General features: G+C 57.0%; 18 protein-coding genes. 1 reads left to right on the forward strand and 17 read right to left on the reverse strand.

The window, feature by feature from the left end; translation table 11 throughout:
• Nucleotides 1-19: 19 nt before the first annotated feature.
• The 14 genes from ACDK93_RS05440 to ACDK93_RS05505 form a co-directional block, all read right to left on the reverse strand.
• Nucleotides 20-994: a 3-oxoacyl-ACP synthase III family protein gene (locus ACDK93_RS05440; RefSeq protein ID WP_458071586.1), complete on the reverse strand. Its 975-nt coding sequence runs from the start codon at nucleotides 992-994 to the stop codon at nucleotides 20-22.
• Nucleotides 987-1,613: an acetyltransferase gene (locus ACDK93_RS05445; protein WP_458071587.1), complete on the reverse strand. Its 627-nt coding sequence runs from the start codon at nucleotides 1,611-1,613 to the stop codon at nucleotides 987-989. The genes ACDK93_RS05440 and ACDK93_RS05445 overlap by 8 nt, the downstream gene beginning before the upstream one ends.
• Entirely contained in the window at nucleotides 1,610-2,344 is a 735-nt protein-coding gene (locus ACDK93_RS05450) for an SDR family NAD(P)-dependent oxidoreductase (protein WP_458071588.1), read from the reverse strand. Before ACDK93_RS05450 ends, ACDK93_RS05445 begins: the two co-directional genes overlap by 4 nt.
• Nucleotides 2,334-3,380, reverse strand: coding sequence for an aromatic ring-hydroxylating oxygenase subunit alpha (locus ACDK93_RS05455; protein WP_458071589.1), 1,047 nt, complete (start codon nucleotides 3,378-3,380; stop codon nucleotides 2,334-2,336). The genes ACDK93_RS05450 and ACDK93_RS05455 overlap by 11 nt, the downstream gene beginning before the upstream one ends.
• Entirely contained in the window at nucleotides 3,370-4,434 is a 1,065-nt protein-coding gene (locus ACDK93_RS05460; RefSeq protein ID WP_458071590.1) for a 3-oxoacyl-ACP synthase III family protein, read from the reverse strand. Before ACDK93_RS05460 ends, ACDK93_RS05455 begins: the two co-directional genes overlap by 11 nt.
• Nucleotides 4,431-4,667, reverse strand: a complete 237-nt coding sequence (locus ACDK93_RS05465) for an acyl carrier protein (protein ID WP_458072348.1) — start codon at nucleotides 4,665-4,667, stop codon at nucleotides 4,431-4,433. The genes ACDK93_RS05460 and ACDK93_RS05465 overlap by 4 nt, the downstream gene beginning before the upstream one ends.
• A gap of 120 nt (nucleotides 4,668-4,787) precedes the next feature.
• Nucleotides 4,788-5,714 carry a hypothetical protein gene (locus ACDK93_RS05470; RefSeq protein ID WP_458071591.1) on the reverse strand — a complete coding sequence of 309 codons (927 nt, stop codon included), beginning with the start codon at nucleotides 5,712-5,714 and terminating at the stop codon, nucleotides 4,788-4,790.
• 55 nt (nucleotides 5,715-5,769) lie between these two features.
• Nucleotides 5,770-6,948, reverse strand: coding sequence for a DegT/DnrJ/EryC1/StrS family aminotransferase (locus tag ACDK93_RS05475; RefSeq protein ID WP_458071592.1), 1,179 nt, complete (start codon nucleotides 6,946-6,948; stop codon nucleotides 5,770-5,772).
• A gap of 111 nt (nucleotides 6,949-7,059) precedes the next feature.
• The gene (locus tag ACDK93_RS05480; RefSeq protein WP_458071593.1) at nucleotides 7,060-9,189 is read right to left on the reverse strand and encodes a hypothetical protein; all 2,130 of its coding nucleotides are present in this window, start codon (nucleotides 9,187-9,189) and stop codon (nucleotides 7,060-7,062) included.
• Complete coding sequence (locus ACDK93_RS05485; protein WP_458071594.1) at nucleotides 9,186-11,264, reverse strand: tetratricopeptide repeat protein; 2,079 nt, start codon at nucleotides 11,262-11,264, stop codon at nucleotides 9,186-9,188. The genes ACDK93_RS05480 and ACDK93_RS05485 overlap by 4 nt, the downstream gene beginning before the upstream one ends.
• A gap of 31 nt (nucleotides 11,265-11,295) precedes the next feature.
• On the reverse strand, nucleotides 11,296-11,754 hold the full coding sequence (locus tag ACDK93_RS05490) for a pilin (protein WP_458071595.1): 459 nt from the start codon (nucleotides 11,752-11,754) through the stop codon (nucleotides 11,296-11,298).
• Between the two features lie 377 nt (nucleotides 11,755-12,131).
• Complete coding sequence (locus tag ACDK93_RS05495) at nucleotides 12,132-12,566, reverse strand: pilin (RefSeq protein WP_458072350.1); 435 nt, start codon at nucleotides 12,564-12,566, stop codon at nucleotides 12,132-12,134.
• Between the two features lie 117 nt (nucleotides 12,567-12,683).
• Nucleotides 12,684-14,066, reverse strand: a complete 1,383-nt coding sequence (locus ACDK93_RS05500; protein WP_458071596.1) for a glycosyltransferase family 39 protein — start codon at nucleotides 14,064-14,066, stop codon at nucleotides 12,684-12,686.
• A 136-nt stretch (nucleotides 14,067-14,202) separates the two neighbouring features.
• Entirely contained in the window at nucleotides 14,203-15,288 is a 1,086-nt protein-coding gene (locus ACDK93_RS05505) for an IS630 family transposase (protein ID WP_458068577.1), read from the reverse strand.
• A gap of 197 nt (nucleotides 15,289-15,485) precedes the next feature.
• Here ACDK93_RS05505 and ACDK93_RS05510 point away from each other — a divergent pair, with 197 nt between their 5' ends.
• Entirely contained in the window at nucleotides 15,486-17,492 is a 2,007-nt protein-coding gene (locus tag ACDK93_RS05510) for a prolyl oligopeptidase family serine peptidase (protein WP_458071597.1), read from the forward strand.
• Between the two features lie 301 nt (nucleotides 17,493-17,793).
• Here the strand turns inward: ACDK93_RS05510 and ACDK93_RS05515 are convergent, their stop codons facing one another.
• From ACDK93_RS05515 to ACDK93_RS05525, 3 genes are all read right to left on the reverse strand, one after another.
• On the reverse strand, nucleotides 17,794-18,228 hold the full coding sequence (locus ACDK93_RS05515) for an REP-associated tyrosine transposase (RefSeq protein ID WP_458071598.1): 435 nt from the start codon (nucleotides 18,226-18,228) through the stop codon (nucleotides 17,794-17,796).
• 152 nt (nucleotides 18,229-18,380) lie between these two features.
• Entirely contained in the window at nucleotides 18,381-19,400 is a 1,020-nt protein-coding gene (locus tag ACDK93_RS05520; protein ID WP_458071599.1) for a magnesium and cobalt transport protein CorA, read from the reverse strand.
• 47 nt (nucleotides 19,401-19,447) lie between these two features.
• The gene (locus tag ACDK93_RS05525) at nucleotides 19,448-20,668 is read right to left on the reverse strand and encodes a lipoprotein N-acyltransferase Lnb domain-containing protein (RefSeq protein WP_458071600.1); all 1,221 of its coding nucleotides are present in this window, start codon (nucleotides 20,666-20,668) and stop codon (nucleotides 19,448-19,450) included.
• Between the last annotated feature and the right edge of the window lie 66 nt (nucleotides 20,669-20,734).

The following is a 20,734-nucleotide window of genomic DNA, read 5'->3' on the forward strand; positions in this document are numbered from 1 at the left end:
CTCCCCGAGAGTTGCGGGTTCAGCCGTTGCCCACATACTCAAACAGAGCCACCCCCCAGGAAAGCCCCACGCCAAAACCCGCTGCCAGAACCAGGTCACCGCGGTTGAGATGATTCTGTTGCTCCATTAGCAGCAAAGGGATGGAGGCCGAAACGGTATTTCCAAGTTCGGCGCAATTTTGCGGAACCTGATCGTCCCTCAGTCCCATCTTGTAAGCCAACTTGCCGAGCACGAAACTGTTCGCCTGATGGAATGCAAATATCCGGATATCTTTTTTGGTAAGACTATTTGACGTCAAAGCAGCATTTATGGCTTCCGGAACCACTCGCAACGCAAATGACAGGATGCCCGGGCCGTCCATATGAATGCCGGACGCAATGTCTGTATCCGGATGGATCGCTGAGCCCCTGGCAATAAAGTTTTCGTATCCCGTTCCGTCGGAATAGCAGTGGGAGTATATAAGGCGAAGGCCGCTCCGTTCGGTCGAAAACGCGGTTGCGGTGGCGGCGTCTCCAAACAATACTCGTGTCGTGAGATCGTCTGGTCGAATCAGCCGGGTATAGCAATCGGCGTTGATAAGAACGGATTGGCGCAGTGCTCCACTTCGGATCATCGCGGCAACAAGGTGGCTGCCATAAATGAAGCCGCTGCAACCCTGATTAATATCCAGGGTGAAGCAATCCTTTCTGAAGCCAAGCAGGCCGTGTACCCGCGAAGAAACTCCCGGAATCAGGTGGTCGGGAGTCTGAGTGCAAATCAGCAGTCCGTCGAATTCGTCGACTTTGCTGTCAGCGCAAAGCAGTAGCTGCTCGGTGGCGCGCAAGGCCAAATTACTTGTGTATTCGTTTTCCAACACAACGGATCGAGTCCGCACGCCCGTCTTTTTGACGACGCGATCTATTGTAGATTCGGCGTGTCCAAGCGAAGCTGCATCATTTTTCTCAGTCCGAGAACCTAGTGCGGAGGCGATCAGATTGAGGTAAACATCAGTCATTTGGTTTGCTGTAGGCAATAACTTTGGCGGGTGAGCCAAAAACGGTGGTGTAGGGTTCAACATCCTTGATTACGACCGATCCCGCACCTACTACTGCGCCCTTCCCAATGCGAACATGTGGCAGCACGGTGGCGTTTGGATGAACTGTACAGAAATCCTCAAGGAAGCACCCACCCCCAACAAAGGCCAAAGAATTGACTGTCACAGCATTTCCGACGGTGACATCGTGCCCGATTACCGCAAAACTTTGGATCAAGACGTCCGAACCGAAAGTAACGTTATTGGATATGCTACATTTGCCGAGGAATATCGAGTTTTTCGAATTATCCAAACAGGCGAGCGTTATCAAGTCATAGTACTGAAAGTTGGTGAATTCAGCGCCACGTTGCGCGAGTAGCTCTCTAATCTTCAATCTGTCGCTGCCGTTCCCTAGACACGTTAAATAAACAGCCTCCGGAATCGGAACATGATTATCGATTCGTCCGAGAATTTCCGGGGATGATTTCGTGTCATCGATAAACCCGACTAACTCAAAGGGTGTCTGGAATGCATTCAGATTTGCGCGAATTTCACGACCCAATCCCCCGCAACCAACTAATACAAGCCGTACTGGACTCATTGGATAGTGTATCCACCGTCTACCACAAGGGTCGTTCCAGTTATAAAAGACGCGTCAGATGAGAGCAGAAACCGCACCGCGGACGCGACCTCTTCGGGACGCGCGTGCCGCTTTTGCATTGGATAACGTTGCCGATCAGCTTCGGCATCTGCTTCGGATAGCTGGCCCGCTCCTCTGACGAGCTCGGTGTCTACTACAGCTGGACAAACACAATTCACGCGAATTGAGTGGTGCGCGAGCTCTAATGCCATGACTTTCGAATAGGCAATCAAAGCGGCTTTGGATGCAGCATAGTCTGCCATCCCTTTAGAACCCACGAGATATCCGTTGATGGAAGACAAGAGCACTATTGAACCACCCTTATTCAATTTGCTCTGTTTGGCTAGCTCTGCGACGGCTGCGATAGGTGCTGTTTGGTTTATAGCTATCAACTTCTGATATTTCTCAATCGAGAAAAAACGCAGGGGATTATTCCCAACAATTCCAGCACACAGAACGACGCCGTCAAGCTTAGGGAAGGAAGAAAATGCCGCTGCATAGGCATCAAAGTCTGTGAGATCAAACGGCACTTCTGTTACACGTTCAGGTCGTTTCGCCTTCAATTCTTTCAGCCGGTCAAGATTACGGCCAATTGCAATAATATGGCAATCGTGGTCTAAAAGATCCTCACAAACCGCCAGTCCGATGCCGGAAGTTGCGCCTGTTACCAGCACATGATGCTCAGAAAACATCTCTCATTTCCTCACGGTAAAACTCATGAAATTTGCGCAACTGCCCTTCCACAACCTGCAGTTGAACATTTGCGTTTTCTTGCGATATCCCCTGACCGCAAGACTCAATTACGGCTTGATCTTCACTTTGGGCCGCAATGGTAAATTTTATCGCGTTGTCGCGTATAAACTGTCTGATTCCTGGCGTACCTTGCTGCAGCGCTGGCAATTCATATAGCGACCATTCGCTCAGCGTGATGCCTGGCTCAATTGGCGTTAGCCTATTTTGAAAACCTATAAGATTTTCTGTATTTGCAACAAACAAGTTGGGAAATACGAAAGCGTGTGAGTATCTCTTGTCGTAGGCCGGGAATAACTTGGAAGGGCTTGGGCCTTTTGGCAAGTCTCCGGTCGGGGCCATCTCATGCTGAAACACATACTCGTCGTTGAGCCAGTCGAATCGTCCGGTGCTCCGGTAGCTTTCTTTGATAAACGTGGTGCCGTGTACGAAATTTAGGTGATAGTTTTCTGCGACACTTTCGACTAGCTGTTTCCAGTTGCATTTGAACATTGTTGTGCCCGTGTGGAAGGGCTCTGACGGAGAGTCGTGTAGTCCACAGGCTGCTAGTACTTTGGGGACTTTACCAACTTCGGGTATTTGGCCATTCAATCCTACGAATATGCGGTCATTCACACTTGCGATCGGATAGGTCTGGAGATTGCAGTTGCGAATTTCGTCAAGTGCGACAAATGGAGTGTGACTTAGCTCTCCGCCTGCTCCATATCGCCACCCATGATAGCGGCACCGAAAACTCTGCTTGCCAGTGCCTAAGGGATCTAGGATGGCGCTTCGATGCAAGCAGACATTGCTGAAAGCACGAATGCCCTCTGCAGTACGCCTGACCGTAACCATCTTCTTACCAAGCTGAAAGCTTTTAAAGCAGTCAATTTCTTTGAACTCCGCCGCTGAGCCTACAAAGTAGCGTGCGTTAAAAAGCCGGTTTATCTCTTCGTCAAAGATGCCTCGGTTGGTGTAGATATTCGGATCAATAATCATCGTCCGACTCGACTATAGGCAAAACCGCACCCCGCGGAATTACGAAAATTGCGCAGCCCCACGACAGGCCGACTCCGAAACCACACACGAGCACACGCTTATCGCTTTCAAATTTATCGGCATTTGCTGAGATCGTGAGCGCCACCGACGCGGAACCCGAATTCCCGAATTTCGCCAAGCTGCCAGGAGCTTGCTCTGGCTTGAAGCCGGTCTTTTTGATGATCGTATCGTTGATCATCTTGTTCGCTTGGTGCAGTACCGCGTAGTCAATGGTAGCTGGCGTATCACCTGATTCGATCATCGTTCGCTTGATGTTGGTAGGGACTCGCGATATGGCGAAGCTGAAAATGTCTGAGCCGCGCAGAACGATGTTATCCGCGTACCGTTCTATGCCGTCGTCGCCTGCTACTTTGACTTTTGCTTCGTAGCCGAGGTGCTGACGTGATGCCGGGCCGCCCGCCGGAACGATAATGGCGTCTTTGCCTGAGCCGTCCGACATTAGTTCAAAGTAAATTGGGGGGGCATCTGGCGAAATTTCTAGTGCAGTTGCGGTCCCCGCGTCCCCGAATAACGGCCACGCACTGCGATCGTTGATGGCGCAGGTTTTGCTGGAAACATCTCCGACAAGGAGGAGTGCTCGATTTATGCCAAGCGACTGCATGAGCGACGTCACAATCGCGAGGCCGTAAGGGAAGGCCGAACAGCCGAGATTGACATCGAACGCTATACAATTCTGACTTAAGCCGAGTTTGTGTTGAAGGACGATCGACGTTGCGGGAATTGGCTGGTCGGGCGTCTGGGTAATCAAGACAAGAGCGCCAACGCTTGATCGATCCCATTGCAAATGTTCTAGCACGCGAGTTGCCGCGGCCATGCAGAGATCCGAACCGCATTGCTTCTGGTTGTTGACGATGCGCCGCTCTTTTATGCCGACTATTTTTTCGAAGCGGGCGCGTTCCTCTACGGAGAGAAATTCGTAGTCTGCCGTACGGGAGACTTTTGTTGGTACCGCCCCAGCGATTGCCCGAATGGCAATTTTGCGAACTTCGCTCATGACTTCGCCGACTTCGCCTCCACGACTTCATATAAATCTCGGATCGTATGAGTTGTGAGAATATCTTGGCCCGTAAGTACGACATCGTACTCTGTATCAGCCATGGCTATTAAGGATAGCGCATTCAATGAGTCCCAGTTTTCCATCTTCTTGTAGTCTGTTTCGGGCGTCAAAGAACTCGCGTCTGCCTCGATCGCGAACGCAAATCTCTCAACGAATGTCTCAATGTTCATTGGAACCTCTTCGGGTAAAGGACGCCTGACACGCCATGTAATAGTTTTTTTCAAGCCGTTCCGGATACTGCTGTTTAACAGTATTTGTCCAAAAACATTCGTCTATGACATTCAAATTCGTCACGGACTACGGCGCAATCGCTTACGCCATTCGTTCTTCAGCCAGTTCTTCAAATTGTAACGCCTCTTGCTGCCCACAAAAGGGTAGCGGATGGTCAGGCTCATCAATCCTATAAATGTATGAATTCTCGGGGCGCGGTTGGGAATTGCGTCGCAACGAATTGAAATCCGGTTACTACCTGCATCAGCTGTGCGATGGATGACGTCAGCCCGCATGATCAGCAGGTCGTGCACATCGAGTTCTGGAATCGTCTTGTGCTTTTCGAGATCTATATTGATCTTCCATCCCATCGTTGAGTCTAAGTAATCATCAATCGCAAACCAGTCCCCGACTTGGATATGCTCGTCCGGAAACCGGAGCCTGAACCAATCGATCGTATCTGCCTCAGCACACCTGAATCGCATGGCTCCTCGACCATGAATTTTACGGGCGAGTTCAGGATCTTGAGTTTGCAGCACATCGCTCGGAATGATTGCGAGATTCGCGAGTTGCTTCGATGGTTTGATGACAGGCATGTAGCAGATCAGCCAGTTCTTGTGATCGCCATACAGGTAGTAGCTGAAGTGATCAACGTGCCAGTTCAAAACACCGCCTCCGCCAATTTTCGGATCGCGATGCGCATCAAACGGCTTCCGGATCACCTGGAGTTCGTGCGATTTCTGGATACGGATAGCGCAGTAGCTGAAACGGTCTCGACAGATATCGATGCCTAGTTGATCCGCCACTTCTGGAATAAGGTTGTTGATCTTATTCCGGATAGCTTGCATCTGGGAGTTCGGAATTCGATTGATCACTCCATCTAGAAACTTCTCTGCGGTCGATAGATGCTCCAACAACGCAGGGGAAACATCTATATTCGACAAGAATCCGCGTACCACGGAATAGCCGGAGGTCTTCAGTTGTTTGGCAATGACGCTCGATTCCACGGATAATCCTTTTCGTCCACACGCGGCTTTGGCCGCATCTTTGAAGGGAAGCGTCTTAGTCACTCACTGCCAAGATAGTAACAATCTGGCGAACTACATCTATTGCATCACCATTCACGCTTTTGCCATTCGGCAACACTACTTGTCCTTCAGCAATTTTTTCAGTGTTCCTCAACATCAAGCCGGCGTGCGGAAATAAATCGCGGTAGGGTCTCATTTTGTGCGCCCCGGGCCAGAAGTATTTGCGCGCCAGGATATTCTCCGCTTGCAATGCAGCGACGATTTCGTCGCGCGATGCGCGATAGTCTGAACCCACCTCCATAACAACGTAATGGTGGCTGTTGCGCTCAGACGAATCATATGCAAGTACGGAAATTCCTGGGATATTCGCGAGCGCGGCGGTGTATGCCGAGTGATTACGCTTGTTTGCTGCAACGATCTCTGCGTCCCCATCGAGATTCGTTAGGCCCATTGCGGCACACACTTCAATCATCTTGCCGTTGGTGCCTGGGTGGATCACGTTGTCATAGCCACTGAATCCAAAGTTGCGCATCAGGCGCACAGCCTCCGCCAACTCGTCGTCGTTGGTTACAACTGCACCCCCTTCAAATGTGTTGAACGACTTGGTGGCGTGGAAGCTGAGTACTTCGCACGCTCCAAACCGGCCGATCGTCTGCCCTTTGTACTTGCTTCCGAAGGCGTGGGCGGCATCGAACATCAGCTTCAGCCCGTGCTCGTCGGCTATGGCCTGCAGCTCGTCAATCGGTGCGGCACGGCCCCAAACGTGTACGCCAATAATGCCGCTGGTGCGCGGCGTGATCATGCGTCGCACGGCATCGGGGTCCAGGTTGTGCGTTGTCGGATCGATGTCGGCGAATACCGGCGTGATGCCCTGCCAATGAAGTGCGTGCGCGGTGGCCACGAAGGTCCACGAAGGGATGATCACCTCGCCTTCGAGCCCCAGCGCGCGGATGGCGATTTCGAGTGCGATGGTACCGTTGCACATGGCGACGCAGTGCTTCACACCCAAGTGTGCAGCGATGCGCTGCTCGAACTCCTGCACCATCGGCCCGTTATTGGTCAGCCACTGGTTGTCCAGAATCTGGTTGACACGCTGCAAAAAGGCGTCGCGATCACCGATGTTGGGGCGACCCACATGCAGGGGTTGCTCAAACGCGGGCTGCGCGCCGTTGATGGCCAGATCGGCTCGGCTGCGAATGACTTTACTAGACACGTTGCGCGAATCCCTGAAACCAGTGGCACGGTGATTATGAAGCGTATCGCAGTCGGGTAGCATGCGGTGGAGCGACACTTCTCCGCTTGCGCGGCGGGTTCCGGCCGCCGGTCAACGCAGTTCGGGCAGTTCGCGCAGCTGCTTCAGACTTGCGTCAAGTCGGCCACCAATATCGAGAGCCTGCAGCGCGACCAGCGCGGCTTTTGCGTCGGCGATGCGGCCTTGCGCTGCCAGCATGCGCACCAGGGTAATACGGTAAGCCGGCTCGTTGGGGGCTGTTTTGACCGCATCGGCGGTCATGCTCTGGCCAAGCACATGATCGTCCAACACGTTCCAAGCGTAATCGCCGTACATCGCCAGCAGCCGCGCACTCGGATTGGGGTGCGACAACGCGGCCAGGTAGGCCTGCGTCATTCGGCTCTTGGGCAGGTCGCACTCCTGATCGCGGTCACACTGGGTCAGTGCGCCGAGTGAACTTTCATCCTGCACCGTGGATTTTCGCGCTTGCAACTTCCCGATCATCGAATCCCACCAGGCGGCCTTGAGCGGAAGATGCATGCGCGAGTTCATGAAAATCAGCGCTTGCTCCGCAAGAATGGAGGAGTTGGGCAGCGAAGCGGATTGTTCGAGGGGCGCGTAGGCCAATCGAGTGAAAACCGAGGATGGATCGTATTGAGAGTAGATGATGTAGGTGCGACCAAGCTCGTACTGAGCACGCGGAGAGTCTGGAGCGCGCGCGGCAAGCTCCCGTGCCAGGCGCAAGGGATTGCCCCAGGCATAGGCCGTAAGCGCCGTGACGGCACCCCACCACACCATCAGCAGGCCAAGCAGCACGCGGCGAGGCAGCAGGAACGTCGGCGCCGCAGCGGACTGTCTGACCGTCTCGCCGTAACCGGTTTGATCGGCTGTGCCTGGGCTGCTGCTCCTGTCGACAACGCCAGAGCGAGTGTCCGGTGATCCTGCAAGCAAGGGAATCATTCCCAGTAGCAAGCCGAAGCTTGCGAAATAATTGCGGTGCTCGTAGACCAGCTCGAGTGGGAGAATCGTGCCAGTCAAAAGATGGCAGCCAAGATAAAAGCCGATTCCCAGGGCGACAAGCGGGCGGCTGCGGCGAAACCAGACCACCGCTGCAGCCATCGCGGTCAGCAGCAGTAGGCTGCCCGCGGTTGTCCAAGGCGACATCAGACTGGTTGATATACGGAAGTTGTCGTAATAGAACGACAGGGAATCCGGCGTGGGCAGCAGCGTCCAGTGAATATAATCGACGACGACACGTGCTTCGGTGAGTAACCGGGTCTGCAAGGTAAAGTCTCGCGCAGCCCATGCGCCGGGTGCCAGCAGGCCAGGCAGCAACATGGCCAGACCCGCCATCATGGGCACAACAAGCATGGCGAAAAACAGTGCGACGATCCGGTAATCAAGGCGCCGTTGCAGCGGCAGCTTTGCCGGATTCGCCGAGGTCGTTGCCGAGGGCTGGGCCTGACGGAAACCGAAAAGCGCCCATTCGGTCAGGCAGGCATAAAGGGGGAGCATCACGGCTGTCTCCTTGGCCAGCCCGCCAACCACGGTGCACGCCGCCACGCTGACCACGCAAAGTACAAAGCCGGGGCGTCTGGATCCCGACGCGGTAGCAAGTGTTTGCGAGTGGTCGTTGGCGACCGGGGCAGCAACAGCAAGCGCGGTATCGGGGTAAAGCATGCGCCGTCTGCCGCTCAGGTAACCCAGCAAACCCAGCAAAACAAAAAGATTGGCCAGGCTTTCCATGCGTTGCACGACGTAGAGAACGCCGGTGAGATTGATCGGCAGCAGCATCCAGCCGGCGGCCATGATTGCCGCAGTGATTCCCGCGCTCTCGTCGCGAGGTGCGCCGGTTTTACGCCGCGCCACCGCCGCAAACAAAGCGTTGGCCAGAAAAAACACCAGCACACCGTTGGCGAGATGAATCACCAGATTGGTCAGCTTCATCCAGAACGGGTCGAGTCCGGTCAGCAGGTAGTTTGCCGCGAAACTCAGCGATGAGAGTGGACGCTTGAACTCGCTTGCCGGTGATGACAGCGCGGCGTTGACGAGACTGGAGGCACTGGCATGGTCCAGATGCAGGCCGGCGTTGTCCACGATGTTTGGATAGTCATCAAACAACCAGCTTCCGTAGAGACCGGGCCAATAGACCGCCGTAACCACAAGCAGGGCGAGTGCGAGCAGCACATATCCCCAGCACGTTTCCCTCTTGGCTGCGGTCATGGACTGGCCGTATTGGTCGAATGAGCAACGTCGTCCTGCAGCGTCTTGCGTAAATACACCAGTTCATCGCCCCAGTAGTTCTGTTTGCGTAATACCCACGCGTGGACGCTGGGCATGCCAAAAGCCGCAGGAGGATCCATCTGGTGAAAGCTCACGAAATAGTCCAGATGTTCCAGCCCCTTGGCAGGATAACCTGCGCTGCCCAGCGAGGCCGCCTGTTCAAATGCCATTTGAGGCCCCGGCCTGAGAGCCAGGCCCCGATTGAACCAGTCAAGAGCCTGTTGCGGCTGGTGTTGCGACAGGGCCAGCTCACCACGCAGGTGGTCCAGGTCCTGCACGCGTCCGGTGACATGCTGCAGCCTGGGGTTGCTGCTTGCCGCATCCAGCATGCCGGTGATGAAATCGGGGGTCAGACCTTTGCAGCTGTTTTTTGCAAGGTCCTCGATCGCGCCACCCAGCCAGCTGAAAATGACTGCCTCACCGCTGACAAGGTGGGCGAACGTGTGGCCTGCGAGTTTCCGGTCGTCGTCCGTCAGGCCGCCCATTGCGCAGTGCGCGCTGAGTATGTTGAGGGTGATCTGCGGATCGTCCGGGTGGTCCTTTACAGCAACCGTCAGCCGGGCAAGGGCGGCTTGCGGGTTGCCGGCAGCCATTTCGTGGTTGGCAGCGTTGGCCTGGGCGCGCGGTGATGCCGGATTCAGCGTGGCCCAGAGCAGTGCCTGCTGCTGGCTGTTACCCCACAGGTCGGCGCGCGCCCGGGTCATGCTTGCCAGTCCCGCAACAATGATCAGAAGCAGCGCCAGCTTCATTCGGCCGTAGCTGGACGGCACCGGCCGCTCGGCACCCCACAGCCATAGCGACAAGGGCCAGAACATGAGCATGGCGGCAACATAGTTCCGGTGCTCGTAGTACAGCTCCAGCGGAATAGTGCTCGACTCGATCAGCTGCGCCGCAAAGAAAAAAAGAATGGCCAGCGACCAGAACGGATACCGGCGCCGTAACTGCCACGCCACCGCCAGCAGCACGGCCAGTCCGCCAAGGGACAGTGCCGTGGTTATCGGTGACCACAGCGACGTGGAGGCGATCCATTGATCATTGAAAAGGCCGGGCGTGAAGGGACGCGGTACCCATAGAAGATCCAGATACTGAAACAGTATTCGCGGTTCGGTCATCAGCCGCTGGCCAATCGTCCAGGGGCGTGTCAGCCCGTGCATGGCCCCCGTGATGCCGACATAGATCAGATAGGACACGACAAGCGCAGCCGGTAGCCACGCCAATAGTAGGAAAAGCGTGCGGTACAGCCGCTTGTCCACGGCGTCAACGGCAATAAGCGCGCTCGTGGCGGCACGATGCTTTGACAACAGCACGTATTCGATAACCAGCGCAAAGAGCGGCAACAGCATGCCGTTGGGTTTGCTCAGCACGGCCAGCAGCGTGCAGAAAACCAGGCCGAAAACGATGCCGCCAACGCCGCGCCGTCGGTCGCCCGTGAGCAAGGCACGGCGGCCTTGCATCCAAAAAAGCAGGCCAAGCACGGTGAACGTCATGGGCAGCATGGCCTCGCGCTGCACCACGTAGAGCACCGTGGAGACCAGCAGCGGATGGATCATCCACAGCGTGGCGGCGGTGATGGCAGCGGCCCGCAAGCGGAAGCCCTGTGCGCTGGATTGTCCACCAATCGTTTGTTCGCCCAGCCGTGTCAAAAAGAGCGCCAGCAAACCACCGTTGAGCAGGTGCAAAACCAGATTGGTTCGCTTGAACGGATACGCCGCGGTTGGCCAGTTGTGGCCGTCAATGAGAAAGGTCAGCAGCGTGAGTGGTCGGCCGGTAAGGTCGGCGCCCCCCGAAGTGATGTAGCGAAAAAACGTGCTCCAGTGCGTGACCGGTCCAGAGCTGCCAAGTGCTGGCATGTTGGCAAAATCGTCGAACAGGAAATCGCCGTAAAGCCCATTTCTATATATCCACCAAACCAGCATGCCGATGAGTGGCAGACTCAGCCAATTCAACGATTTACGGCGATCAATCTGCATGGGTAAACGAATCCAAAAAAAAAGATGGACCGCGAAGCGGCCCATCTAATTATCACTGACTACTGATTTTGAAAGATTAGCGACACGAAGACGGGATGTATTTCGCCGCAAGTGTGCTCGCGGAACCCTGGCAGGTCCACGCAGTGCTACCCGCACTGAAAGTTGGGGAAAAAACCAAAGTTTTGGTGGCAATTTTGGTATTCGCCTTTGATCCATAACCCGAGCCAGTACCAGATCCCATCGCAGCAGTAATGATGCCGCCAGCACCGACCGTAACGGTCGCCACATAATTTCCGCCAATGCTGGCCGGTTGAGCGACACCTGCAAGCAGGTTGCTTGTGGGAGCAGTTCCTTTGTTCTGGTAATACTCAGATACCGCTGTCTCTGAACCGCTGGCCAGCGTCGCTGCTTCCGATACCTGGGAACGGATGATGTAGTCCTGATACGCCGGAATGGCGATCGCGGCCAGGATGGCGATGATCGCGACGACGATCATCAGCTCGATCAGGGTAAAACCTTTCTGTGTACTCTTCATAGCGATTCCTCTCGTTGAGAATAGTTAGCTAACCGTATTTGATGCCCCCGAGCCCCGGCCACACAATCCCTGATGGGACCGGTACCCCTGTCACTTCGGTCAGTAACGACCAGAAAGCTCACTTGGTCTAAAGCAGATTACGTGCCATCGCTGCGGTAATGCTCTCTAAGGCCTGTGTGAGCGGGACGCGTAGACGGCCATAAGATAAATGAAGCGTTTTTTTCGGCGGTGCGGGAGACCGTACGGCAAGGCCGAACAACGCCCCCTTGCAACGCCTACAAAATTTGTCATCTAGTGACGTTTCGCGTCAGTACTGTCTCCTTGACCGTTTGACTGCGACAGTTTTGGATTAGGATTACCTGATGCAAAAGCCTGGATCAGCGGCATGATGAGGGAAGATATCTTGCGGGCACGGTTGCCGAGCTGCAGGTCCAAGCCATTGAGCCGACGCTGGGGGTGGGGGAAAGCATCAGCGTCATGGTGCTGGCAAGTTTTGGATTGACTTTTCGGCCACCAAAGGCCGCAATGATCCTGCCACTGCTGATGGTGACACTGGTCACGTAATTGCCGTTGATGGAGCTGCTGCTGACCAAGCCGGCGGTTGGGTTGTCTGCGGGAAGCGTGCCGTGATTGGAAAAATAATCCCACACCGCCGCCTTTGCACCGCTCGAAAGCGACCATCCCTCGGTTACTTCGGCCCGGATCAGATAATCCTGATACGCAGGAATGGCAATCGCTGCAAGCAGCGCAATGATCGCCACGACAATCATCAGCTCAATCAGCGTAAAGCCGCTCGAGATCCGTTGGCGCATTGTTGAAATCTCCCCTTGATCTGCCTTGCGCAATCACGTTTCGTACCAAGTCGGGCAAGACACGTGCTGTCGGGTGCATTCAAAGGCCGGGGGCGATAGTTACCGGCCTGACAAGCTTCAGGGTGAGGCTCGCGCAAGGTTACTGCGAGAAATCCAGAAACGATTTGCAGCGGCGATGGCCGTAAAGGCCATCAGAATCTCGAACGGCCGGTAAGGAATGGAGTATCGCGGTTCCTCCTGCAAGACGCAGTAGACCGTCGTGGCAAACGCCAACAGGAAAGCCACGGCGATCAGCGGTGCCAAGCCATGGCGCGCGGGGGACGCCCAATGTCTGAAATGGGATGAGAGCGCGAGCGACAGAAGTCCGGCTGCTCCTAGCAACGTCATCAGTGGATTGAGTGACTGACAAACGGCCTCCAGTGCAATCCACAGCCGGAACGTCTTGAACGGCGAATTGACCGTGGGATAGACATAAATGTCGCCTTGCCCAAAAACGATATTCCAGTCCCAGAGCTCATGCGGTTTTTCGACGAGATACCAGAAGGCGTAACTCGCTGGCTGCTTTTCCACCTCGCCGAGAAAAGCGCCGAGGCCGTCCGGCAGGGATTTCCGTAACAGGGCGTATTGGGCATCCACGGCGCTGAGCGTGGCGCTGGCATGCTTTTTTTGAACAGCGTTCCCGAAGAACGAATCCCGGTAGGCCTGATGATAATTTGGCAATTCACCTTGGGCAAAATTTAGAAGGGCGCGATCGCGCGAAGAGTCAACGGAAGCCGGCGGCAGCTGGCTGTTGCGCAGCGCCCAGCAACCCGGTAGCAGCAGTGCGCCAATAGCTAGCGCAGCGCAGAGTGGACGCGCAGCCAGCCGCCGCCATGCAAACAACGCTGCAAGCACAACGCCAAAGGGAACTAGCACCGAGTTGGTGAGCGCGGCAGCGCCGAAGATCAAGCCACTGGAAAAGGCCCAATAATAGCTGCCGCGGCGGCATGCAATCGCAAAGGCGAGCAGTGCCGCAGCGCACAGAAAGCTCAGGAGCGTTTCGCTGAGCAGAACTCCGGTGATGCTTACGCTGTGAGGCCACACGGCCATTAAAATGCCTGCCAGGAGCGCCCAGCGACTGGCGAGCCAGAATTTCCCCAGTTGAGTGCTCAGGGCAACAGTCAGTGCACCCAGCAGCGCTTGGCAAAGCAGCACTGAGGCATACCAGATGTCCTCAGTACCAAAGGCTTTCATCAGCAATGCGAGAAAAAGGGGATAACCGGGATCACGGTAGTTGTCCGCTGTGATGGAGGCGGAACCGGGTAGGTCCTTTGCAAAGGTTCCATGCGTCAGCAGGTTCCATGCGTAGCTCACGTATTGGGTTGCGTCTCCGCGAACGGGGTGAATGACAAGCGCGGTGCTTACGTAATACCACCGGACGATCAGCGCAAGAAAAGTGAGACAGAAAAGTGAAATCGTCCAGCGCCAGCTCTGAGTGTTGTTTGAGACAGTTTCGAGCATGTTGATCAGCCGAATTCCGCAGACCGTGCAAGTATGCACTAGCAGCAACCGATCACTTCACCAGCCGCTTGCGTCTTGTGTCCCTCACACTTAACTTCATTGACTGCGTTGTCCCAGGGGAAAATTCATGAAACCGCTAGTGTAGTGCTGCATTCTGTTTGGAACTTAAGCGGTTGTTGGCGCGGATGACCTTCTGGAGGATGTCGCGCGCGCTCTTGGTCCAGATGAAAGGCTTGGGCTGGATGTTGTGGTGAGCGACGTATGCCTCGATGGCAGCCACCAGTTCGGGCACGCTGGTGAACACGCCGCGACGCAGGCGTTCGGTGGTGATGTCGCGGAAGAAACGCTCAACCATGTTCAGCCACGACGCCGAGGTCGGGGTGTAATGCATGTGGAAGCGCGGATGCTTGTCCAGCCACGCTGTCACGACCGGGTGCTTGTGCGTGGCATAGTTGTCGGCAATCAGGTGCAAGGCCTTGTCCTTGGGTGTGCGGCGGTCGATCTTCTTCAGGAACTTCAGCCACTCCATATGCGTGTGGCGCGGCTGGCACTGACCGATGACCTGGCCATCGAGCACATTGAGCGCAGCGAACAGGGTGGTGGTGCCATGACGTTTGTAATCATGCGTCATCGTCTGGGCGCGCCCCTTCTTCAGCGGCAATCCGGGCTGCGTGCGATCCAGCGCCTGTACCTGGCTTTTCTCGTCGCAGCACAGCACCAGCGCGTGCTCGGGCGGCGACATGTACAGACCGACGACATCTTCGAGTTTCTGCACGAACTGCGGGTCGCGCGAGATCTTGAAACCCCGCACGCGATGCGGCTTCAACCCGTTTGCGCGCCAGTGGCGCGAGACACTGGCGGCGCTGATGCCCAGCTCAGCGGCCATCGTGCGCGTGCTCCAATGGGTGGCTGCCGAAGGCGTGCTCTGCGTAGTCAGTTCCACCAGCCGGGCCACGTCGACCTTCGACGGGGGCGCGCCGCGCGGGCGGTCGCGCTCGATCCCGGCGAGTCGATGCTGGGCATAGCGTTCGCGCCAGCGCGCGACCTGCACCCGCCCGAGGCTCAACTGCTCTGCAATCGCCTTGTTCTGCTTGCCCTCGGCCGACAGCAAAACGATCCGGGCGCGCTGCACTAGCCGGACGCTGGTGAGCTTGGAGCGAACCAGATGGGTGAGCTCACTCTGCTCCTCCTCGCTCAGCACAATGTTGGGGGCAACTCGCACGCCATCTCTCCCGCGGGCCTCGTAGTAAAACATGAGACCGGCGGGTCGCTTATACGTTCAATCAAGATTGAAACACTACACTAGTTGCTGCTTTGGTCTTGGCGCTCACTTCAACGCCGCTGATTGCCGGTAACGTGGTCAACACGGGTCTGGTGCAAAGTCGTATACCACACCTATTTAGTATCAGCGACTTGGTCATGATGGATCGAGTCAGCGATCCGCAGCTTTCGCCGGACGGCCGTTATGCCGCGTTTGGCGTGCGCAGCACGGACTACGCGGCGAACAAGGGCGTGAATGCGGTTTATGTGCTTGATCTCTCGGCCCATGCGGACATGCCTGTGAAGGTGCTGGACGAGGCCGGCTTGGCGCGCTGGTCCGCCGATGGGCGCAGCGTGTACTTCGTGGCGCCGGCCAACGGTGTGGCGCAGCTGTGGAGGTTGGATCTGGGCGGCAAGGTTGATTTGAATCTGGCGAATCACCGCGGTCCGGTGCAGGTTAGCCATTCGGTGCTCGACATCGATGACTACAAGCTCTCGCCGGACGGCAAACGCGTGCTGCTGTCGTACGAAGTCTTTACCGATTGCGCCACCCTGGCATGCACCAAGAAGCGCATCGCCGCGCGCGACAAAGACAAGGCCAGCGGCACGCTCTATACCAAGTTGTTCGTTCGGCACTGGGATACCTGGGCCAACGGCCGGCGCAATCAGCTGTTTGTCGCCAGCTTTGACGCGAAGGGCCAGTTACCCGCCGAGCCGACCCTGCTGAGCCGCGGTGTCGATGGCGATATTCCCAGCAAGCCGTTCGGAGACGAGAGCGAATTCGCTTTCGCGCCGGATGGGCGGAGCGTCTATTTTGACGTGCGCATTGCGGGAACGAGCGAGCCGTGGTCGACCAACTTTGACGTCTATCGCGTGCCAGTGGACGCCTCGTCCGCACCGAAAAACCTCACCGCCGACAACAAGGCGTGGGACGCGTATCCGGTGCCGTCGCCCGATGGCAAGACGCTTTACTACCTGGCGATGAAAACACCCGGGTTCGAAGCCGACCGCTTCGCCATTGTGGCGCTGGATCTGGCGACGGGTGCTAGGCGCGAGGTCGATCCGCGCTGGGATCGCTCGCCGGGCAGCATGACTATCTCCGCCGACGGCAAAACGCTATACGCCACCGCCGATGACGAGGGGCAGCATCCGCTATTTGCCATCAGCACGGCGAATGGCGAAGTCACCCGGCTCTCGGGCGACGGCGCGGTAGAGGGTTATTCGCTGGCCGGCGACAAGATCCTGATGGCGCGCGACGACCTGAAGCACCCGGCGGATCTTTATCTCGCTTCCCCCACGGGCTCGCATCTCAAGCAGGTCACGCATTTCAATGCGGACGATCTGAAGAATGCCAATGTCGGTGATGTCGAGTTCTTCAAGTTTCCGGGTTGGAACAACGAAACGGTGCAGGGTTATGTGGTCAAGCCGGTCGACTATCAGCCCGGCAAGACCTATCCCGTGGCTTTCATCATTCATGGTGGCCCGCAGGGGGCGATGAACAACGAGTGGAGCTACCGCTGGAATCCTCAGACCTATGCCGGCCAGGGCTTTGCGGTAGTAACGATCAATTTTCATGGTTCGACCGGCTACGGGCAGGCCTTCACCGATGCGATCTCGGGCGACTGGGGTAGCAAGCCGCTGGATGATCTGAAACTGGGCTGGAAAGCGGCGCTGAGCAAATACAGCTTTCTCGACGGCAACCGCGCCTGCGCGCTGGGCGCCAGCTATGGTGGCTACATGACGTACTGGATTGCCGGCGTGTGGAACCAGCCGTGGAAGTGCCTGGTCGACCACGATGGCGTGTTCGACACCCGCGCGATGTATTACGACACCGACGAGTTGTGGTTCGAGGAAAAGGAAAACGGCGGCACACCGTGGGCGAATCCCGAAAACTACGAGAAATTCAATCCGGTCAATCACGTCAAGGACTGGCGCGTACCGATGCTGGTGATCCACAGCGGTAACGACTTCCGCATTCCGATTACGCAGGGGCTGGGCGCGTTTACCGCATTGCAGCGTCGCGGCATCCCCAGCGAATTCCTGACCTTCCCGGACGAGAACCACTTCGTACTCAAACCGCACAACAGCGTGCAATGGCATGACACCGTCAATGAATGGCTGAAGAAATGGACGGCCAAGGACGCGCCGGCGCCTGCAGCTCGCTGAACGGTTCGAAGCTGTCACAGCCGGACTGCTGGGCAACATCTTTGCCACGACCCCGTGCGCGAGCCGTAGTCACATAGGAGCGGGCGCTGCTACGGCAGCCTGTTGAACGGTTCGACGATGTAACCGCCGGACCGCCGGCCAACATCTTTGCCACGGCCCCGTCCGCGAGCCGGAGTCACGTAGGAGCGCACCCTGTGCGCGAAGGCTCTCTGTTTTCGCGCCACGGCAATCGCGCACAGGGTGCGCTCCTACGAAGAGCGAGCGCGTGCGGCAGCCATGTGCAGTCAAGGCGCGGGCAGTATTACGGCTGCCACGTGCAGTTCCAGTACGGGTAGTCATTCACCTGCTGCACCAGCCCGGCCCGCAGCGGGTTGGCGATGATGTACAGGGCAGCGGCGTGTATGTCCTCGTCGTGCCGTAATGCGTGATCGTGGAAGCCCCTGGCCCAGACCTCTCCATGGTGTCCTGCGCGTACCATGGCTTTGCGGATGAGCGACTTGAGTCGGTTCATCACCAGCGACAGATCATCCCGCTCGCCCAGAGCGATCAGTCCATGCCAGTGATCCGGCATCAGCACCCAGCAGATGGGGTGGCCATCGCCCCACGTCTTCGGTTCCATCATCGAGCGACAGGCAGCGCAGGCGAGTTCGGTATCGAGGAAGTGCGGTACGCGGCCAGCGGTGACGGTGGTCAACAGGTAGATATGACCGGGCAGGCTTGCGCGACCTTTGCGCAATGCCTTATGTCCCGGAGGGTATGACATTCGACGATTTTGCCGCGATGGCAAAAGCGCAACAGCAGCGCGAGGCCCGTCGGTTTGTAGGAGCGCACCTTGTGCACGATGGCATTTGCTGTTTAAGCGCAGTGCCGATCGCACAGGGTGCGCTCCTACAGCCATTTGGCCCGCTTGAGTCCGATGAACAACCCGCCAACGACAATCACGACGACGGCGATCACGGCGGGATAGGCCCATGGCTGGGCGAGTTCCGGCATGTGGGTGAAGTTCATGCCGTACCAGCTGGTGAGCAACGTGGGGGCGGCGAGCATGGCGGCCCAGCCGGCGAGTTTTTTCATCACTTCGTTCTGGCCGAAGGTGACCAGGGAGAGGTTGACGTTGATGGCGGCGGCGAGCATTTCGCGCATGGCGCTGATCGCTTCGTTGACGCGAAAAACATGATCGTAGACGTCGCGGAAATACGCGCGCAGCTCTTTGGGAATCAGGTTGGGGTGCAGCCGTGTGAGCTGGCTGATGATGTCCTGCATCGGCGCGACGGCCAGGCGCAGCGTCATCAGGTCGCGCTGCATGTTGTAGAGGCGGCGTACGGTGCTGCGTTTGAAGGTTTCGGCGAAGATGTCTTTTTCGAGCTGCTGCAATTCCTCGCGCGACGCGCGCACGATGGGCAGCAGGTTGTCGACGATGAAGTCGAGGATGCTGTAGAGCGCATAGCTAGGTCCGTGCGCCATCAGTTCGGGCGTGTGTTCGCAGGCCTTTCTTGCCGGTGCGTAGGAAAGCGACGCGCCATGGCGCACGCTGACCAGGTAGCGAGGCCCGAGAAAAATGTGGGTTTCGCCGAAGGCGAGGTTACCGTCGATCTGCTGTGCGGTCTGCACCACCAGAAACAGCGAGTCGCCATAGGTTTCAATCTTGGTGCGCTGATGGGCGGTATGCGCGTCTTCGATAGCCAGGTCGTGCAGGCAAAACTCTTCCTGCAGTTTCAGCAGAAGCGCTTCGTCGGGCTCATGCAGTCCCACCCACACAAACGTATCGGGCTTGGCCAGCACGTCGCTGATTTCATCAAGCGTCACGTCGCCGATCCGGCTACCGTCTTTTCGATAGGCGATGCAGTTGACGACCATCTTCTTTTCAGTGGATGGCGGCGCAGGCGGGGCAGGGCTCATCAAGTTCATGCGGTGCATGATGCCCGGCGCATCAAGTCAGGGCAATTGCAGCCCAGTTAAAGCGTTTTAAGCGCTGTCTTCTGACGCAGACTCCATGCGATCGCGAGCCAGGATGGCATAGCAAATAACAGCCATGGCTGATTCTGTTGTACGACGCCGGGCAGCAGGTGAAGGGCGAGAGCGGCGAGGATTGCCGCCAGTTGCAGCAACAGGATAGCTTGGATGAAACGCGATGGCGCGATGCCGCGTCGCGCACGCCAGATGGCGGGCAGCAACAAGAACGCGAACGGATTGAAGAAAAGCAGGTTGGCGTTGGCCCATGCCGAGTGATGGGTGGTGAGCGTCCACAGCACGATCAGCAGCACGCCCACCAGGCCGGCTGCGATGAGATAGGTTGATGTAAGTAACGCTTGGCCGATGGGCGACCATCGCCGGGTCGCAAGCATGCATGCCGCAAGAATAAGCCCGGCCGCCGCGAGCGGAACTCGCAGGTCGGGCGGATTTGCCGGTGGCACGTCCAACCGGTTTGGCGAGACCAGCTGTTCGCTTTGCACTAGCGGTTTGAGTCCGCCCGAGCCGTTGTCGATTTGCACGCGGTTCATCTGTTGCTGCAGCACCATCGGCAGAAAGCTTTCCTGCCAGGCGTTGAGCGGCTGATCGGCATAGGGCCCTAGTCCGAGGTCCAGCACGAGCATCAGCCACGGCTGTGCGCTCATCAGTCGCGCGGTTTGCTGACGGTAGGTCATGCCGCCGGGCTGTGCGGTCAACTGCTTCTTCAGGGCGCCACCGAGAATTTTGTCCAGTGCATCGCGCACGCGGGTAGTGCAGTTGTCGGCGTAGTAGTCGTAAGCGTAGCCGGCATTTTCGGGGCGCATGTTCCAGAGAAGAAAATCTCGCAGCGCGGCAGCCTGCTCTGCGGACAGCGCCAGATGCTGTCGCGTCACCGAACGGCCGTCCTGCGTGTAGCTGGCCTGTTCGGGCGCGCTGTATTCCGCATCCATCAGGTAATGCATGCGGCCACGAGCGAAGTTGATGAAGAAGTTCGATTCGTTGAAATCGAATACGCCGTAGTTGAAATCCACCGACTCGCCGGAGGCGCGGTCGCGCACTTCGATGGCATCGTGGCCGAAGCGTTCCCAATACGTTTCACCCGGGCCATAGGTGATCAGCGAAATGTCGAGGTTGGCGCCTGGCGCGTTGGCGACGCTGGCGTGTGCCGTCGTGACGGCAACCACGGCGAGTAGCACGAGCAACAAGAGGCGGCGGGCGGAATGCATGGGCTGACGACCAGATGGCGAATGATGAAAGAACGGAAACTACGCTGTGGTTATCGCCGCGTCGCA

Source organism: Rhodanobacter sp. BL-MT-08 (assembly GCF_054161255.1).

Bases quoted from the DNA above. Each gene is read 5' to 3' on its own strand.
- ACDK93_RS05440 (WP_458071586.1), bottom strand. From the start codon at position 994: ATGACTGATGTTTACCTCAATCTGATCGCCTCCGCACTAGGTTCTCGG.
- ACDK93_RS05445 (WP_458071587.1), bottom strand. From the start codon at position 1,613: ATGAGTCCAGTACGGCTTGTATTAGTTGGTTGCGGGGGATTGGGTCGT.
- ACDK93_RS05450 (WP_458071588.1), bottom strand. From the start codon at position 2,344: ATGTTTTCTGAGCATCATGTGCTGGTAACAGGCGCAACTTCCGGCATC.
- ACDK93_RS05455 (WP_458071589.1), bottom strand. From the start codon at position 3,380: ATGATTATTGATCCGAATATCTACACCAACCGAGGCATCTTTGACGAA.
- ACDK93_RS05460 (WP_458071590.1), bottom strand. From the start codon at position 4,434: ATGAGCGAAGTTCGCAAAATTGCCATTCGGGCAATCGCTGGGGCGGTA.
- ACDK93_RS05465 (WP_458072348.1), bottom strand. From the start codon at position 4,667: ATGAACATTGAGACATTCGTTGAGAGATTTGCGTTCGCGATCGAGGCA.
- ACDK93_RS05480 (WP_458071593.1), bottom strand. From the start codon at position 9,189: ATGACCGCAGCCAAGAGGGAAACGTGCTGGGGATATGTGCTGCTCGCA.
- ACDK93_RS05485 (WP_458071594.1), bottom strand. From the start codon at position 11,264: ATGGGCCGCTTCGCGGTCCATCTTTTTTTTTGGATTCGTTTACCCATG.
- ACDK93_RS05490 (WP_458071595.1), bottom strand. From the start codon at position 11,754: ATGAAGAGTACACAGAAAGGTTTTACCCTGATCGAGCTGATGATCGTC.
- ACDK93_RS05495 (WP_458072350.1), bottom strand. From the start codon at position 12,566: ATGCGCCAACGGATCTCGAGCGGCTTTACGCTGATTGAGCTGATGATT.
- ACDK93_RS05500 (WP_458071596.1), bottom strand. From the start codon at position 14,066: ATGCTCGAAACTGTCTCAAACAACACTCAGAGCTGGCGCTGGACGATT.
- ACDK93_RS05510 (WP_458071597.1), top strand. From the start codon at position 15,486: ATGATGGATCGAGTCAGCGATCCGCAGCTTTCGCCGGACGGCCGTTAT.
- ACDK93_RS05520 (WP_458071599.1), bottom strand. From the start codon at position 19,400: ATGAACTTGATGAGCCCTGCCCCGCCTGCGCCGCCATCCACTGAAAAG.
- ACDK93_RS05525 (WP_458071600.1), bottom strand. From the start codon at position 20,668: ATGCATTCCGCCCGCCGCCTCTTGTTGCTCGTGCTACTCGCCGTGGTT.